We start from the raw sequence: 16,934 nt of genomic DNA, 5'->3' as shown, positions 1-16,934 counted from the left end.
GCCAGGTAGGCAAACTAACAAAAAACCAGCGGCGGTGCTTGCTATGCTCTTTCATGAACCTTTTGAACGTTTAATGCGTGCAGTCTCCCGAATTGCCAAACAATTAGAGACAGCTGATGTACAACAACGGCAGTATCTCATCCAGGAACTAGAAGAATTACGAACTCTGTGTAATCCTTTTTTTGAAATGTGGTTAAGTTTTGAAGATCAAATTGAGGCTCTATATGAGCAATATGCACTTCCCCCCGAAGAAGGGGAGGAGTATGTTAAGCCAAAGCAGGTATTGCAGGGCAAAGACTCAACAGCTCACACGTCTGAATCTGCAAAACCATCACAAGAATTTATGGTGGAATTAGGCTCTACACTCCTATCTGAACAAGGTCATCAATTGTTTAGACGAGGACTAGGATACTTTGATTTGCTCATGTTTCCAGAATCAATTGTAGAATTTAAGAAAATTATTGAGATGGATCCTCACATGGTTATAGCACGTTTGTATCTTGCCATTAATTATATTGCTACAGAGCAATATGAAGAGGCGCATGTACATTTGTCGTTTGTTCAACAAGTGGCACAAGATCATCTTCTACGTGCTGCTGTGCACGATGCACGAGCGCAAATGTACATGCGACAAAATAATTACGAGCAAGCATTAGACGAACTTACCAGCTTGTTATCCATCAATCCATCATATAGTGACGCTTATTTTAATCATGCTGTATGTGCCTATCACACTGGAAACTTTACATTAGCGCAAGATAGTGCGAAAAAGGTACTTACAGAAAATTCAATGGATGTGGATGCTTGGAGAATCTACGGTTCAGCATTATTTGCAATAGGTAATATCCAATCCGCGTTAGCTGTATATGCAAAAATACGCAAATGGGTTCCGAAAAATCCGCAAATTGCCATTGAATTAGCAAAAATTTATGTTAGTTTGAAACGTATTCAAGAGGCTGAAACACTATTACATGAAGTAGAAAAGCATAGTCAAGTTCGTTCTGCCTACTATGGTTTACAAGGCGATATTGCTTTGTATAAAGGATTATCTAAAGAAGCAGTTGCTCTTTTTAAAAAGCAGGCTAGTCTCACACGTGCACCTATCTCCACACAAAGATTAGCATGGGCTTTATATGCGGATCAGAGATTTGATGAGGCTAGGCACTATTTTGAACAACATTATGAGCAGCATAAAGACTCCATATCAAGTGTAGTAGGGCTTGCACGAATAGCGAGCTATCAAGGTAATTCGGCTACTGCACGAGGATATCTGCAACAATTAATACGAGATAAAAGGTCGAAAGTACGGGCTATAGGATTATCTGAACTTGGTAGAATGTATCTTGAACATCAAGATATTGAACGAGCTAAACGATTTCTTTACAGTTCGCTTGCCATTGATCGCACCCAGGAAACAGCAATTGCTTTGCTTGGTTTGGCTATGCGACTTAGTGCCAATGATGCTACGTACAAGTCAAGTGAATCACTATCTACAAATAGCAGTGCTATATCTGGGATTGACAGTACGGCGTCACTCTCCGATACTTAAGTAACTACGGAGCTTAAGTTGAAAAGAGGAAATCATTTGCAGTACATCGTTCTAGACTTTAGTTTGCAAGATAAAGATCCAACTATTTCAATAGGAGAACTATCACTCTATCAATTGGATAGTCATCATGTAGACGGGAAACTATTGTTGACAGTTTCAATGCTACCCTCCGGTTTGTACGAAGTACAATTTAAAGATCGTGTAGAGATTGTGGAAACATTTGGACAAGTGTGGATTCATTGTCTACAACAGATAGCCAATCACATTGTTATTCTTTTAGATCAAAAACATAAACATCATCTCGATGTACTTGTTGAGCAGAGTGGATACATCCCGCTAGAGGATCAATCTATTTTATTCGTATCCTGGTTAAGTCAGCTTATTTTACCGCAAATCGCGCAACGCGAACCCAGTGCTATGTATCAAGCGCTTTATCCACATAACGAATCACACCATTCTAATAATGAAATGATAGTTGCAGTATTGAAGGGCCTTTTATCAAAATTAGCTGTACTTCCTGATATCACTTTACGCTCTATTTCCACATCAAAACCAGAATCGACTATATCTCGTGTTATACAAGCTGTACTTGCGGATCGTACACTTGAAAGAACGCCTAAAACACAGCACAAGGTCATTGAAGATATTGCATTTACTGTGGCACCAGAAGACATCATGGATGAAGAGGATAAAGTTCCTGCAGATTCGACAACTGAATCATTAGCACAGCAAAGCTTAACTACGTTGCGCACTCATTTTAAAGCGATAGGTGATTTTCCATATGAGAGCCGACAAGGTCAGGAACACATGATGGAACTAGTAGCTAATGCACTTGATACACGCACTCATTTGATCGTTGAAGCTGGAACAGGTACGGGAAAATCACTAGCCTATCTATTGCCAAGTGCCCTATTTACACATGCGGAACACGAAAAAGTAGTCGTTGCAACACATACCATTGCACTTCAAGAACAACTGTATAAGCACGACGTACCCCTTGTGTTAGAACCTTTAATGCAGGGAATAAGAACAGCTGTACTAAAAGGACGAAATAACTATATTTGCATGCGTAAATTGAGCCAAAATATTCATGAAATACAAGCATTAGCTTCGGATGAAAGAGATTATGATCTGCGACTAGCGGTATGGTTAACGCAAACTGAAACAGGTGATCGTGAAGAAATTGCATTCACTGAGCACGAAGAAGGGTACTGGAGAGATGTAGCAAGTGAAACGAATTCGTGTATTGCAAAACACTGTCCTTTTTTTAAGGATTGCTATTATTTTCGCGCGCGTCACAAAGCGGCTAGAGCTGATTTAATACTAACGAATCATTCACTTGTACTTTCTGATATTAAAGCTGATTCACGTGTGCTTCCAGCATATGATCGACTGATAATCGATGAGGCACACCAACTTGAAGATGTCGCGACAAAGCAATTTGGAGCGCAAATTGCAGAGGGGGATCTTCAAAGATTGCTTGAGCGTTTACTCAATGCAAGAAACGGTTTGCTACACGATGCAGAACGCTCTATCCAAGTAGATGTACAAAAAGGAATGGTAGATGGGCAAGTTTTTGCAACAGTTCTCACAAAACTTGGACGTGCACTATTGCGTACATCGCAAGATATACGTACACTATTTAGTGCCATCGCCATGTACACAGACTCTCTTGGCAATCTTTCGGGAGAGTTTAGATTGACTCCAGATCGTACAAACGCCCCTGCATACGAAGCTGTTATTCGCGCGGCTTCTGATATCGATGTATGCCGATCACTTCTGACTGAGTCTCTCACAGCATACGCCGTCCTTTCTGAAGAAACGGAGTTGCCTGATGCACTAAATCGTAAATTGGCTGATGTTTTTGGTTATGCTCGTGAGTTGCAACAGGGATTGACCATTTGTGCTGATGTCTTACTTTTGCGCCTATCTGCTGATCAATTTGTCGGTTGGATCGCGATTAATGGAAGACGGGTGTCACGTAAGATTTCTCTACACTTAGCTCCTCTGAGTGTCTCAGAAGTTTTATTACAGGAGTTATTTCGTAAGAAGCAATCCGTTATTCTTACATCGGCCACTCTTGCTGTAGCCAACTCTTTTCATTATTTTTTAGAACGAATTGGTATGAAGACCTTGGTAGAAGAAGGTAAGGCCAAAACAGAAATTGTTACATCACCATTTAATTATAAAAAACAATCGTTGTTATGTGTTGTCTCTGATCTTCCAGATAGTAAACAACAAGAAGAATTTCAAACTGAAGTGGGCAAGGCCATTACAAAAATAGCAACTGTAGCTCATGGAAGAACGCTTGTATTATTTACATCTCATCAAATGTTAGCGCAAACGTACGTCACTGAGCGCGATTCATTGCAAAAAAAAGGAATCACAGTCTTAGCGCAAGGATTTGACGACCATCGGAAAACTTATTTGATTGAAACGTTTCGTAAAGAGCCTCGAGCCGTTTTATTTGGCGTGAATAGTTTTTGGGAAGGAATTGATATTCGCGGTGATGATCTATCTTGTCTCATCATTGTTAAACTTCCTTTTGCGGTTCCAACACATCCGATCGTTGAAGCGCGCAGTGAGTTATTAACAAGACTTGGCAAGCGTCCATTTATTGATTATAGTGTCCCATCAGCAGCTATTCGATTCACTCAAGGATTTGGACGTCTTATTCGTTCAAAAACAGATCGAGGGGTGGTGTTTGTGTTGGATAAAAGGATTACTCAAACAAAGTATGGACGTATGTTTATTCGTTCGCTTCCAGATCCAGATGTCTATGAGGGAACATTGAATGATACATGTGCAAAAGCAATGGGTTTCTTGGATTCCACACAACAAGTTTATTCTCATTGATGTAGCAGGTATAGACTAAAGTAAAGAAGGTTATGGGATGAGAAATAAAATCACGAGTATATCACCTTCTATTATTCGCCGTTTGCCTATCTATTTACGGTTAGTTCAAGAGTTAAAAGAACAGTCTATACTCACTGTGTCATCTCAAGAAATGGGCGATCATTTAGATTTAAACCCTGCACAAATCCGGAAAGATTTAGCTTCATTTGGAGAGTTTGGACGTAAAGGAGTGGGTTACGATATATCGTATCTCGACTGGAAATTAAGGCAACTACTCAATCTTGATCGGCATATTGGGGTTGCACTCATTGGCGCTGGGCATTTGGGGATTGCCCTTTCTAATTATGCGCGCTTTCAATTAGAAAGAATAACCATTGCAGCTGTGTTTGATCGGGATCCACAAAAAATCGGAATGCAAATAGGTACATTAACTGTTGCTGATTTTAACGATCTCACAGTTATTTGTCAAAAGCAAGATTTACAGATGGGTATTATCGCAGTTCCTGCTTCCTCAGCTCAAGAAGTGTGTGATGCATTGGTTTCTGCTGGAATAAGGACTATTTTAAATTTTGCACCTGTTAATCTTAGGATTGGTCCAAATGTCCATCTGCGTAATACGGATGTTACAACGGAATTGCAAGCACTCGCATACTACTTAGATCAAAAATAAACGGTATAATAATAAAATAACGAATCGAAGGGAGTCAATCATACATATGATTCACGCAGACTATGCAATTATCGGGGGTACTGGGGTTTATGATCCGGCCCTACTAACTAATGCTCATGAAGAACAAATTGAGACGCATTACGGCATGGCAAATTGTACAATTGGAGAATTCAAAGGTAAATCCATTGCTTTTATGCCAAGACACGGGAAAGCCCATCATGTGCCACCACACCAAGTAAACTACAAAGCAAATATTCAAGCGCTAGTCGATATTGGTGTCAAACAGGTGTTTGCAACTGCGGCTGTTGGTAGTATGCGTCAAACCTTACCGCCGGGTGCTTTGGTTATTGTAGATCAATTTCTTGATTTTACAAAAAATCGACCATTGACTTTTTTTGAAGATGGAGAACCAGTGACACATACGGATATGACAGACCCGTATTGTGGTCGATTGCGACGACATCTTTCTAAAACCGCACAACAGTTAGGTATTGTTGCTGCTCCCGGTGGAACTTATGTATGTACAGAAGGACCACGTTTTGAATCACCTGCTGAAATTCGCATGTTTGCACAACTTGGGGGAGATGTTGTTGGTATGACATCGATTCCAGAAACTGTTTTAGCTAAAGAACGAGGATTATGTTATAGCACAGTAGCGATGGTGACCAATTACTGTTCTGGTATGACTGGAGCTCCGCTAACCCATCAAGAAGTATTAGATGAAATGGCGAAAAATGTTCATCAGATACGGACACTATTTTTTGAAGCCATTGCAACTCTAGACACAACCGTTGCATGTGCATGTGAGAGTGCTTCTGGGGCGATGTAATTGACTATCTGAATGGAAAAAAGGAGATAAGCAATATGAAATGGTTGATTGAAGATGTCGCCTATCTTGATGGTGTTCACAACACTTTCGTAGAACGAGGTTACATGGTGGTCAAAGATGCAATCATTGAAGACTTGGGTGCAGGAGATAGCCCGAGTTATGACGAATCTTACAAACGTATAAGTGGTAAAAATCGCTTATTGTTACCGGGATTTATTAATACGCACGGCCATGCGGCCATGTCACTGTTACGTGGCTATGCGGATGATTTACCGTTGCATGAATGGTTAAACGATGTGATATGGCCTGCAGAGGAGCTTCTAACTGCAGATGATATCGAGATTGGTACTCAATTAGCCATGTTGGAAATGATTGAAACAGGAACGACGACATTTACAGATATGTATGCGTCAATGGATCGAGTCGCGGAGGCTGTCATTGCCTCTGGCATGCGTGCAGTGCTTGGGCGAGGAATTATTGGGTTAGATGATCCATCCCTTGATAAATTAAAAGAAACAGAAGCATTTATTCGGACCTACGAAGGAGCGGGGGATGGTCGCATTAAGACGACCATTGCTCCCCATGCACCCTATACGTGTCCACCAGATTACCTTACCCATGTGATTAACCTCGCTGAGAAGGTTTCTGTTCCATTGCAAATTCACATTGCAGAGACTTCAAAAGAAGTAGCAGATTCGCTCTCCATGTACAACGCCACACCAGTGGAATCATTATATACTAGCGGGTTATTCCAATTTAAAGTAATTGGAGCACATTGCGTCCATTTGACAGATCATGATATGGACTTGCTTGCGCAGCACGATGTTCATGTAGCGCATAATCCAGGGAGTAATTTAAAACTTGGCAGTGGGATCGCACCACTTACAAAACTTTTACAACGGGGCATTGTTGTGGGCCTTGGGACAGATGGCGCTGCAAGTAACAATAAACTTGACTTGTACGAAGAGTTGCGCTTAGTTGCGCTGTTGCATAAAGGTGTAGAACAAGATGCCACTGCTATTGATGCTTTCACAGCACTGCGGCTTGCTACGAGTGAGGGTGCCAAAGCATTATTTTTAGAGTCTGGATTAGGTACTCTTACTAAAGGAGCACCAGCAGATTTTCAAATGATCGATAGTAGCGGACCCCGTTATTATCCGCGTCATAATTTGTTATCTCACGTCGTTTATAGTTCACATGCAGGTGATGTAACAGATGTCTTTGTCGCAGGGAAACCTTTGATGCGCAATCGTGAATTTCTAACCATTGATCAAGAAAAAGTATGTTATGAGGTCGGTCGTATTGTACAAAAATTTCCTCGCTATCAACGTGTGAACGTCTGATCAAACATAAATCGGTACAAAGATTTCACGTCACTAATTAGTTGTTCATACTCCATCGAAAGGAGTAGATCAGGCATTTTTTGAAGCAAATCGCGATCTGCTTGCGAAGAATTGTTTGGGATACTATGTGCCATTGAGCTTCACCTCCTGCCCATAGTATCACCTTCCGCTGCCCATAGCATGAGACGTAGGTTATGCCAACACAGAAAGGACTCCATACAAATGCGTGTATTAATTACAAATGATGATGGAATCCACGCTTCTGGCATTCAATCATTGGCAAAGCATTTTTCTTCTTTTTCAACAGTTACTGTCGTAGCACCAGACCGTCAACAAAGTGCCACTAGTCACTCCATTACTTTGCATAAACCACTACATGTAGATGAAGTTCGCATGGGGGCAAACATTCGTGCCTTTCAGGTTAACGGCACTCCAGCTGATTGCGTAAAATTAGCACTCGGAGCGCTTTGTAATGAACCTCCAGATCTTGTATTAAGCGGTGTCAATAGTGGCGCCAATCTGGGATTAGATATTGTCTATTCAGGGACTGCATCTGCTGCCGGGGAGGCAGTGTTACAAGGGTATCCAGCCATTGCACTCTCAGTGACAAAACCTCCATTTGACTATACAGCGAGCGTACAGATAGCGACTATATTGGCCCATAAACTCATGCAGCACGGAGTGCCATCAGACACGTATTTAAATGTGAATGTACCACCGTTACCCTATGAAGAATTACAGGGAATCGTGATCACTCGAATTGGTGTTCGCAAGTATAAAAATGCATATGAGCAACGAATAGATCCTTTAGGAAGAACTTATTATTGGCAAGCTGGACAAATTGTTAAAGTGCATAATGAACCTGACACAGACGTTCACGCCATTGAGGCTGGCAAAGTAAGTGTCACTCCTGTTCATTTTGATTTTACAAACGGGCAAAGCCTTGTTACACTAAACTCGTGGCAACTCACCCTATGAGGAGAGACGAAAACTATTTATGGATCAGATAAATCGTGTTCTCGCAGTTAAGGAAGTGGAAGGATCAGCTGAGCTTTATGTCTTAATTGATTTTTTAAATCGCAACCTAAAAGATAAAGATGTAATTTTTGGACTTGCAAAAGCAGATCATCCTGGGAAATACACAGTAACCATCTATAGGACGGACGTATGAGAAATAAAATTGCTTACACTGTCATGAGCGTTAGCGTTATTTTTATTTGTGTGGTTGTTCTACTGCTTGTGTGGCTACTGCCACTGCTTACAGCTACTAATAACACTCTGTCAACAGCTACAGAGTTTGCACTTGATCATACACCATTGCAGCATGTAGAAGACTCGCAAATTTATACAGGTGATCCTTCTGATGTGACTGTAACAGGAACAGATTCACTTGGAAGGACCTTATATGTGTTTGTTCGACATCACGAAGCTACTATTGTCTATCAAGATCAAACAGTATCTGAATCTCGTGCAATCGATGCAGTCCATGCATTGCATCTGCCTATTGCTTCGATTGTGTCAGTCATACCTGGACTTATCGACAAAAATTTAGATACGCCTTTATCCAATAAAGCGAGTGGTAACGCAGTGTGGCAAGTGACAGCACGACTTGCAGATGGAGGCTTTTTATTTGCTTATGTAGATATGTATACAGGAAAGCTTTTTTATGATTTTCAAACGAATCATATTCCTCAAGTGGAATAATCCGCGCAACAAAGGAATTTCTATGTCTTCTTGGTCTACTTTGCGGGCTGCTCTTCCCATTGATAAATGGTATACTCTTACTAGATCATTTGAGGGAGAGTGGTTCATTTGTCGAGGATTCGCATGTTACCGGCACTTGCTGCACTTCTTCTAACATTGATTGTGCTATTTGGAGGTCTCCAAGTCTATCGCACATATGATGTTATTCAACCACTAGAAGATCATCTTTCGCACATTCCAGAAGTTCATGATGTACAGGTGAACGAAACTTCTCAGACTCCGTCTGTCACAGTTTCCTTAGGTCCTGTACAAGATTTACAAACCACTTATATGCAAATTCAATCGGATGTGGCGTCTAGTTTAGGCGGCCCCATTAATATCATATTAAAAGATCATCCATCAAAAGTCCTCACGAATGTATTTGAAAACATACAACCCATCTTAAATCAAGGGATTGCTCAAGGCATGTATGTATCTATGATTAAAGAACTAGATGCATCAGCTAAAGAACAGCATGTACAATGTACAGTTACTATGAACAGTCAAGATATTTTTATTCAACTCACTCAAAATAAAAATTACTTGTACAGTATTGTGCCTTATACCAATAAGGCACTAGGGGGGGATGGACAGTGAGGGATTGGCTCATTGGATTTGCTGTTGCCTTAGTCATCTTCTTAGCGGTCATTGGGATTAATGTATTGCCTGTACTATTGCTGATAGCTGTTGGATTTGCCATATATACGCTCATGGAGCGACGTCAAATGATGGCACCTACTGGTTCCAAAGAGACAGCTGTGCGACATGCAATTAATTTTGATCATATCGGTGGTCAAGATCATGCTAAACGCGAGTTAATGGAAGCACTTGATTTTTTGCGTTATCGAGAAAAGATACGATCATTAGGTATTCGACCATTAAAGGGAATCTTATTGACAGGGCCTCCAGGCACAGGTAAGACATTAATGGCAAAAGCGGCTGCCACATATACTGATTCAGCCTTTATCTCGGCTTCTGGTAGTGAATTTGTGGAGATGTACGTTGGTGTTGGAGCTCAGCGTGTTCGCGATATTTTTCGTCGTGCAAGGCAAAGTGCTCGCAAAGAAGGTAAAGATAGTGCAATCGTTTTTATTGATGAAATTGACGTAGTGGGCGGAAAGCGTGGTGGTCATAGCCACCAAGAATACGATCAAACATTAAATCAATTACTGACTGAAATGGATGGCATGCAGACGACGCAAAGTCCCATGGTTCTTGTCATAGCAGCTACTAATCGCTCGGATATTCTAGATAGTGCACTTCTTAGACCAGGTAGATTTGATAGGCAGATTCGTGTAGACCTACCTGATAAGGATGGTCGATTGCATATTCTACGCATTCAAACTAAAGATAAACCACTTGCTAGTGATGTGGATTTAGAGCACATCGCTCGTGAATCTTACGGGTTTTCTGGTGCGCAATTAGAAAGTTTATGCAATGAAGCGGCTATTATTGCTTTACGTGATAATTCCACACAAATTACTCAAGCTTATTTTCGCGATGCGGTCGATAAAGTGTTGATGGGAGAGAAGACAGGCAGGCATCCAACTTCTGATGAATTATTTCGAGTTGCAGTTCATGAACTCGGTCATGCTATTGCATCTGAAATGATGCGCCCATTTTCTGTATCGCATATTACGATTGCGCCACGTGGTAACGCGTTAGGGTTTGTGCGACAAATCCCTGAAACAGACGGTTATCTGTATACAAAAGAACAATTGGATCAGCAAGTCGTCGTAGCTCTAGGTGGTGCAATGGCTGAAAGCCTAGTGTTTAATAACCGCTCAACAGGAGCACAAAATGATTTTTTACAAGCCAGTCGTATAGCTAGAACAGAAGTGATGTGTGGCCTCAGTCGCATGGGGATCGTAGCTGAAGAGCACTTGCCAGACGGTATTTTAGACGAAGAAGTGCGTTTTATTCTCTCTGAGATTGAGCAGCGGACAAGAGAAGTACTTACCCCGTTTGCACAAGATCTTCATGATTATGCACAATATGTTGTGGCGACGGAAAGTATTGATGGAACTGAATTTCGCGAATGGTTGACAGAGTGTAAAGATCGCTTCGTTTCAACATCATTACCTGAAACGTACTCAGTCACGACTTCGGAACAGTTGGTGGAACCCAGTGAAATAACGCGCCTAGCTAACTAATGATTTGTCAAGAATTATATAAACTCCTGCGATGATTTGCATTGTAGGAGTTTTCTTTTTAGAATATGTACAGTTACTCTATGATGAAACTGATTTTTTATAGCCAATAGATCATAACTATCTTATGGAGGTTTACTACATGGTTCAAACGGTTCTTATTAAACATTTACCAGAACATATTGATCAAACAGTTGTTATTCAAGGTTGGTTACACACTAAACGGTCATCAGGGAAAGTGGCCTTTCTCCAATTGCGCGATGGCAGCGGATTTGTGCAAGGCGTTGTAACGAAAGCAGATGTTACTGAAGAGGTATTTCACAATGCAGTATCACTTACTCAAGAGAGTTCAGTACAGATTCAAGGAGTAGTTGTTCGTGATGAACGAGCACCTTCTGGAGTAGAGTTGCAAGTTTCAAATGTAGAAATCATTCATGAGACACACGATTATCCGATCACTCCTAAAGAACACGGCGTAGATTTTTTACTGGATCATCGTCATCTTTGGATTCGCGCTCCTAGGCAAAGAGCGATTTTGAAAATTCGCGCAGAAATTATAAAAGCTATTCGCGCCTTTCTTGATGAAAATGAGTTCACGCAAGTAGATCCGCCTATTTTAACGCCATCTTCATGTGAAGGAACAACCAATCTATTTCATACAGAGTATTTTGATCGCGATGCTTTTCTTACTCAAAGTGGTCAGTTATACATGGAAGCTGCAGCATTAGCATTTGGCAGAGTGTATTCGTTTGGCCCTACTTTTCGTGCAGAAAAATCTAAAACAAGGCGTCATTTAATTGAATTTTGGATGATTGAACCGGAAATGGTTTTTACTACTCATGAAGAAAGCTTAATCGTACAAGAACAATTGGTGTCTCATATTATTCAACACGTACTGACTAATTGCTCGGTTGAACTAAAAGCCATTGGACGCGACACCTCGATTTTACAGAAGTATGTGGCGCCATTTCCTAGAATCACATACGATGATGCCATTGCATTATTGCAAAAAGATGGGCATGACATTACTTGGGGAGAAGATTTTGGAGCACCACATGAAGCAGCTATTGTAGAACATTTTGAACGTCCTGTCTTTATAGAAAAATTCCCGACATCCATTAAGGCTTTTTACATGAAACCCGATCCAGAGCGTCCAGAGGTCGTTTTATGTGCTGATTTACTTGCGCCAGAAGGGTACGGTGAGATCATTGGTGGATCCCAACGTATTGATGATCCCGAACTTCTTTTGGCACGTTTTAAAGAACATGATCTGTCTGAAGAAGATTATGCGTGGTATATGGATCTTAGAAAATATGGATCTGTGCCACATGCGGGCTTTGGGCTAGGGTTAGAACGGACCGTAGCATGGATATGTGGACTGGAGCATGTTCGTGAAACCATTCCCTTCCCACGCCTGTTATATCGCCTCTATCCATAGGACAGTACACGTCATATGGGGAGGATATTTTCTGGAAGTATAGACCCTCCAGAAAATATCCTCCCCATAAAAATTCCCCTATTAGCGTTCATAGGAGAATGGTATACTGATAGCGGAGGTGGTACCTCGTGACCAATAAACCCCTCGACCAAGCATTAGATGCGTTAGAGGAAAGTTATGCTACATTCCCATATATTTTATTTCAGCGTTATCATTCGATAGGGTTAAGTGATGAGGAATTTCTCGTTATCATTCATATTATTGCATCACAACAAGTGGAACATTCCTTTCCAAGATTAGATGACTTAGCTTTGCGCATGACCTTATCTAAAGAACGCATAGCTGTTATTATTCAAGGATTAATGGGGCAGGGGCTGTTGTTACATCAACATGAACGTGTGAGTTTACGGCCATTGATAGAACGCCTTCTGGGACTAGAAAATCGCTCAAATACAGTTGCTCTCATTTACAATCGCTTTGAAGAAGAATTTGGAAGATTGTTATCTCCACTTGAATACGAACAAATTATGCAATGGATTGATGAGGATCAATATCCACAATGGTTAATTATTGAAGCGCTAAGAGAGTCGGTATTGGCTGGCGTTTATAATTTTCGCTATGTAGATACTGTATTGACAGATTGGTCTAGAGCTAATCTGAAATCTGAGCAACAATTACAAGAGTACAGACAAAATTATCGTGCTCGTTCAGGTGATCGAACGAATAAACGTTTGAACACAAAAACGAATGGGCAACGTTCAAAAACAGATTTTAGTCAGGACAAAGCACGTATTGGGGACGCTAATAAAGAACAAATTGTTCCTGCTGTACAACCGGGGAAATACGAACGATTTTATGAAGTATTTCGAAAAAAGGATGGTTCAGAGCAAAGAGAGACATCACCATAACACATGTTGACAATAAGGGCGCAAGTCCTTTATTTTTTTATAAACTAGTTAACATAATGTATATTATCGGACGTTGATTTAGTGCCATCACATATTGACGGAAAGTTTCGCGTATTGTGCTCTCGTCGCTATTCGACAAACTAAGACATCGTTCGCTATTTACAGGCATCTGACGACATTGTTTAATAAGGGATGTCATATTCATTCGTTTATATTACTCGTATAGGAGCCAAACCTACTTATGCACTCAAACGATCAAAATTATTGCAAAGCATCATCAGAAAATGCTAATGAATATTGTCATCACATATGTGGCGCTTATGGTTCAGCACTTTGTCCAAGTTGCCCTATCGAAAAAATGAGACAAGAATTTGTCCTAGAACAAATGAAAAACCTCATGCAACAACGACTACTTCGTGAGGTGTGTTTGATCGAACAAAATTCCTTGCATACGACTGAGTTTATTTGTTTAGACTAAATATACCATAACAAGTCGTTTAGTAGCAGACAGGAGACGCGTTCGTGATCTACCCAGCCATAGTGAAATTGATGATCGTCAGTCAGTTGTTTTTTACTTTATCAGCATCACAAACCGAATTTTCCGATCCTGAACTATTGCATAGAGTTGAAACGACACAGAAAATAGTTGCCTTTACTTTTGATGACGGACCAGATCCCCTATACACAAAGCAAATCGTACAACAATTAACTAGTCATCATGCACATGCTACTTTTTTTGTCATTGGACGTAAAGTTGCACAATATCCAAATATTATAAAATATGAAGTTGAAAAAGGAAATGAAGTTGGTAATCATTCTTTTTCACATGACCTACATTGGAGTTCACCAAGTGCTGTTCAAGAGATCAAATTAACTCAAGAACAAGTATACCGTGCCACAGGGATCTATCCAAAGTACTTTCGACCTCCAATGGGGATCATCAATCCACTCATAAGGCAAGCTGCTAAACAGGCTCATTTGCGCATCGTGCTTTGGGCATGGGATCAAGATACAAGAGACTGGAATGGACGTATCGCCTCCTCTATTACTCAACACGTATTAGATCATATACACCCAGGGGATATCATCTTATTCCATGATGGAGCTAGCAAACAAACTAATACTGTGCAAGCGTTAAAGGTTCTTTTACCGGCCTTAGAACGTAAACAATATAGAGTGGTTACAATTAGCGAACTTTTACAATTATCAAAGTAACAATTCATGGTATTTTTAATACCAACTGTGCAATAAAACAATATCTACTCGACGGTTGGATTGTCTTCCTGCCGCAGTTGCATTCGTAGCTATAGGACGATATTTGCTAAATCCTTGGGCGGATAACCGAGTTGGATTTACGCCTCTTGTAATGAGATAAGAAACTACACCTGCCGCACGGTCGGTTGATAGATACCAATTGGAAGGAAATTGTTGCGTTCTAATGGGGACACTATCTGTGTATCCGTTGACTTGAATGCTTGTTGTCACTTTATTTAAAAATGGAACAACCCCTTGTAGAATCTCTAATGCTTGTGGCCGTAATTGATCTGATCCATTGTCAAATAAAACATCAGAATGAATGGCTATCCTTATACCTTTAGGTTCATCTACTGCTTGCACGCTAGCTTGTAAATGATGCGCTGATATGTACTGCTCTAACTCCCTATAGATATCAGAAAATAAGTGATTTTCTTTTATAATCGCAGCGATCTGATCTTGTTGCGCTACAGTGAGTGAGGTATTTTGTAATAGACTTTTATTAGCACCTTCTGAACTAAAAGTGATCGGATTACTCGAACCAGAAAGTGCATCATGAAGTGATTCTGCTAACTGTTGAAATTTACCTTGATTTAAACTTGCAATACTATACATGATGATAAAAAAAGCCAATAATAAAGTGATTAAATCTGAATAGGTTAGCAACCAACGTTCTGAATTTTCCTTTTTAATCTTTGGACCTCTTGAACGACGCGAACTCATCTATGTAGTTCTCCCTTTAGCACTATGCCCATAATTTCGATCTGTAAAGACCTTCATTAATTAATTCCACTTATCTTGCTGAATTCCTGCCAAAAAAATAGGTTTAGTAGCAGTAAACAGCCACTAAACCTATTTTTATATAGTTGTATGATAACGTTAACGGTTAAAGGAAGTAAATGTAAGACTAAAACCAGTTGGCCATACTTGAATTTGCGGTTGTTGTGTTTGTTGGAATTGTTCTTGTATTTGTTGGGTTTGTTGATTGATCCATTGTTGCCACTGCTGTAGCATTTGAATGCCTTGCGTAGCAGACGGAAAGTTAACTGCGCTTGGCCATGAGTTGCTATTACCCCAACTAAATCCATTGCCTTGTCCAAATCCATTTCCGAATCCATTGCCAAATCCATTAATACCACTAATTGTTCCAATACCAGGAATGATGAAGGTTCCTCCCCCACTCCCATCTCCACTAACGCTTTGTAGACCATTTTGAGAAAAATTCTTCATAACAGTACTAAAACTCTCACCATTTCCTGTTAATTGCGTAGGTAAAACTTCAGGTAATCCCATGCCACCAACCATTTCTAATGGTTCAACTTGGTGATCACTAGCAGAGATGGCCTGACCATTGACAGTCGCATCTTGATAGGTAATTGTCCCCATATCACCAAGTGGCAATAAGGTATGACTTTGATTGGAAGGATCTTCACTAATCCACTCGGCTGAGGATCCAACTCCATTTGCATAAGAGGAACTTAAATGCACGGTTACCGATCTAGAATACGGTTGACCATTTTGTGGTGTCACTGTAACGACAAGTTTCCATGTATTTTGCCCAATAGGCTCAATTTGCGAAGACACTTGATCACCAGCAGATACAGGAACCATTTGCCTTGCTGCTCCAGGTAATTTCTCCCAAAAAACATAGGATGTTTGTTGTCCGTTTTGCATTTGTTCAACTGTGCCCATCTGCAATAAATCATGACTAGATACGCCACCTAGACCTATCCATTGTGCGTCATTTCCATTTGGATTACCTGATATCTCAGGCACTGTCCAACTACCAGTTACACTGTTTTCACCATTAGATTGCGGTGTGGGTTGTACAACATATCCCGCCCAGTTTTGAGAAGTACCTGTTTGTAATGGGAATGACATCTGATCTGAGGAAAGTTGGTTTACAGTAGCTCTACTCGTTTGTACGTGTTTCACCGTAACCCCGGGAAAAATCCAGGGATTATTTAGATGACTTACATTTCCCAAAAGAGAAAATGCTCCGATTCCTGCAATACCCATCACTACTAATGTACCAATTCGTTTAGGTTTTCTCGAATTCATTGTTTATTCCTCCTAGTATATTAATGTCACGTACTCCAAAGAGTTTTGAGATAAAATTCTCGTAGTGGTCGGGGTACTACGAATTCCTCCTTGGGACCATTGGTTCTCGATCTTGAGAGTGTAGTCCCCGCCT

16 protein-coding genes are annotated in these 16,934 nt (G+C 40.5%); 13 read left to right on the top strand and 3 right to left on the bottom strand.

Features of this window, described 5'->3' with window-relative positions:
- Positions 1 to 43: 43 nt before the first annotated feature.
- From MM817_RS12755 to MM817_RS12735, 5 genes are read left to right on the top strand one after another with little or no spacing between them, the layout of a single operon-like run.
- The gene (locus MM817_RS12755; RefSeq protein ID WP_241715784.1) at positions 44 to 1,549 is read left to right on the top strand and encodes a tetratricopeptide repeat protein; all 1,506 of its coding nucleotides are present in this window, start codon (positions 44 to 46) and stop codon (positions 1,547 to 1,549) included.
- Positions 1,550 to 1,585: 36 nt separating this feature from the next.
- Positions 1,586 to 4,405 carry an ATP-dependent DNA helicase gene (locus MM817_RS12750; RefSeq protein ID WP_241715782.1) on the top strand — a complete coding sequence of 940 codons (2,820 nt, stop codon included), beginning with the start codon at positions 1,586 to 1,588 and terminating at the stop codon, positions 4,403 to 4,405.
- Positions 4,406 to 4,442: 37 nt separating this feature from the next.
- Complete coding sequence (locus MM817_RS12745; protein WP_241715780.1) at positions 4,443 to 5,075, top strand: redox-sensing transcriptional repressor Rex; 633 nt, start codon at positions 4,443 to 4,445, stop codon at positions 5,073 to 5,075.
- A 46-nt stretch (positions 5,076 to 5,121) separates the two neighbouring features.
- Positions 5,122 to 5,904, top strand: a complete 783-nt coding sequence (gene mtnP, locus MM817_RS12740) for an S-methyl-5'-thioadenosine phosphorylase (RefSeq protein ID WP_241715778.1) — start codon at positions 5,122 to 5,124, stop codon at positions 5,902 to 5,904.
- Positions 5,905 to 5,939: 35 nt separating this feature from the next.
- The gene (locus tag MM817_RS12735; RefSeq protein WP_241715776.1) at positions 5,940 to 7,247 is read left to right on the top strand and encodes an amidohydrolase; all 1,308 of its coding nucleotides are present in this window, start codon (positions 5,940 to 5,942) and stop codon (positions 7,245 to 7,247) included.
- Here the strand turns inward: MM817_RS12735 and MM817_RS12730 are convergent.
- Positions 7,229 to 7,381 (bottom strand): hypothetical protein, encoded by a 153-nt coding sequence (locus MM817_RS12730; RefSeq protein ID WP_241715774.1) that lies wholly within the window; start codon positions 7,379 to 7,381, stop codon positions 7,229 to 7,231. The two genes, MM817_RS12735 and MM817_RS12730, sit on opposite strands and share 19 nt — an antisense overlap.
- A gap of 88 nt (positions 7,382 to 7,469) precedes the next feature.
- Here MM817_RS12730 and surE point away from each other — a divergent pair, with 88 nt between their 5' ends.
- The 8 genes from surE to MM817_RS12690 all read left to right on the top strand — a co-directional run bounded on the left by surE (position 7,470) and on the right by MM817_RS12690 (position 14,701).
- On the top strand, positions 7,470 to 8,225 hold the full coding sequence (gene surE / locus MM817_RS12725; protein WP_241715772.1) for a 5'/3'-nucleotidase SurE: 756 nt from the start codon (positions 7,470 to 7,472) through the stop codon (positions 8,223 to 8,225).
- Between the two features lie 19 nt (positions 8,226 to 8,244).
- Positions 8,245 to 8,418, top strand: coding sequence for a YpmA family protein (locus MM817_RS12720; protein ID WP_241715770.1), 174 nt, complete (start codon positions 8,245 to 8,247; stop codon positions 8,416 to 8,418).
- Positions 8,415 to 8,951, top strand: a complete 537-nt coding sequence (locus MM817_RS12715; protein ID WP_241715768.1) for a cell wall elongation regulator TseB-like domain-containing protein — start codon at positions 8,415 to 8,417, stop codon at positions 8,949 to 8,951. The genes MM817_RS12720 and MM817_RS12715 overlap by 4 nt, the downstream gene beginning before the upstream one ends.
- Positions 8,952 to 9,059: 108 nt before the next feature.
- Positions 9,060 to 9,587, top strand: coding sequence for a hypothetical protein (locus MM817_RS12710; protein WP_241715766.1), 528 nt, complete (start codon positions 9,060 to 9,062; stop codon positions 9,585 to 9,587).
- Entirely contained in the window at positions 9,584 to 11,143 is a 1,560-nt protein-coding gene (locus tag MM817_RS12705; protein WP_241715764.1) for an AAA family ATPase, read from the top strand. Before MM817_RS12710 ends, MM817_RS12705 begins: the two co-directional genes overlap by 4 nt.
- A gap of 139 nt (positions 11,144 to 11,282) precedes the next feature.
- Positions 11,283 to 12,578: an asparagine--tRNA ligase gene (asnS, locus tag MM817_RS12700; RefSeq protein WP_241715762.1), complete on the top strand. Its 1,296-nt coding sequence runs from the start codon at positions 11,283 to 11,285 to the stop codon at positions 12,576 to 12,578.
- Positions 12,579 to 12,706: 128 nt separating this feature from the next.
- On the top strand, positions 12,707 to 13,486 hold the full coding sequence (locus tag MM817_RS12695; RefSeq protein WP_241715760.1) for a DnaD domain protein: 780 nt from the start codon (positions 12,707 to 12,709) through the stop codon (positions 13,484 to 13,486).
- Between the two features lie 522 nt (positions 13,487 to 14,008).
- Positions 14,009 to 14,701 carry a polysaccharide deacetylase family protein gene (locus MM817_RS12690; RefSeq protein ID WP_241715759.1) on the top strand — a complete coding sequence of 231 codons (693 nt, stop codon included), beginning with the start codon at positions 14,009 to 14,011 and terminating at the stop codon, positions 14,699 to 14,701.
- A gap of 15 nt (positions 14,702 to 14,716) precedes the next feature.
- Here the strand turns inward: MM817_RS12690 and MM817_RS12685 are convergent, their stop codons facing one another.
- Positions 14,717 to 15,463, bottom strand: a complete 747-nt coding sequence (locus MM817_RS12685; protein ID WP_241715757.1) for a flagellar motor protein MotB — start codon at positions 15,461 to 15,463, stop codon at positions 14,717 to 14,719.
- 156 nt (positions 15,464 to 15,619) lie between these two features.
- Positions 15,620 to 16,801, bottom strand: coding sequence for a G1 family glutamic endopeptidase (locus MM817_RS12680; RefSeq protein ID WP_241715755.1), 1,182 nt, complete (start codon positions 16,799 to 16,801; stop codon positions 15,620 to 15,622).
- Between the last annotated feature and the right edge of the window lie 133 nt (positions 16,802 to 16,934).

Origin of the sequence: Sulfoacidibacillus ferrooxidans, from assembly GCF_022606465.1 — a bacterium.
Classification (GTDB): Bacteria; Bacillota; Bacilli; order Alicyclobacillales; family SLC66; genus Sulfoacidibacillus; species Sulfoacidibacillus ferrooxidans.
Note: the sequence above shows the minus strand (reverse complement) of the source record. Positions and strands in the feature narration are given on the sequence as shown.

Bases quoted from the DNA above. Each gene is read 5' to 3' on its own strand.
- MM817_RS12755 (WP_241715784.1), top strand. From the start codon at position 44: ATGCTCTTTCATGAACCTTTTGAACGTTTAATGCGTGCAGTCTCCCGA.
- MM817_RS12720 (WP_241715770.1), top strand. From the start codon at position 8,245: ATGGATCAGATAAATCGTGTTCTCGCAGTTAAGGAAGTGGAAGGATCA.
- surE (WP_241715772.1), top strand. From the start codon at position 7,470: ATGCGTGTATTAATTACAAATGATGATGGAATCCACGCTTCTGGCATT.
- MM817_RS12680 (WP_241715755.1), bottom strand. From the start codon at position 16,801: ATGAATTCGAGAAAACCTAAACGAATTGGTACATTAGTAGTGATGGGT.
- MM817_RS12735 (WP_241715776.1), top strand. From the start codon at position 5,940: ATGAAATGGTTGATTGAAGATGTCGCCTATCTTGATGGTGTTCACAAC.
- MM817_RS12685 (WP_241715757.1), bottom strand. From the start codon at position 15,463: ATGAGTTCGCGTCGTTCAAGAGGTCCAAAGATTAAAAAGGAAAATTCA.
- asnS (WP_241715762.1), top strand. From the start codon at position 11,283: ATGGTTCAAACGGTTCTTATTAAACATTTACCAGAACATATTGATCAA.
- MM817_RS12715 (WP_241715768.1), top strand. From the start codon at position 8,415: ATGAGAAATAAAATTGCTTACACTGTCATGAGCGTTAGCGTTATTTTT.
- MM817_RS12745 (WP_241715780.1), top strand. From the start codon at position 4,443: ATGAGAAATAAAATCACGAGTATATCACCTTCTATTATTCGCCGTTTG.
- mtnP (WP_241715778.1), top strand. From the start codon at position 5,122: ATGATTCACGCAGACTATGCAATTATCGGGGGTACTGGGGTTTATGAT.
- MM817_RS12730 (WP_241715774.1), bottom strand. From the start codon at position 7,381: ATGGCACATAGTATCCCAAACAATTCTTCGCAAGCAGATCGCGATTTG.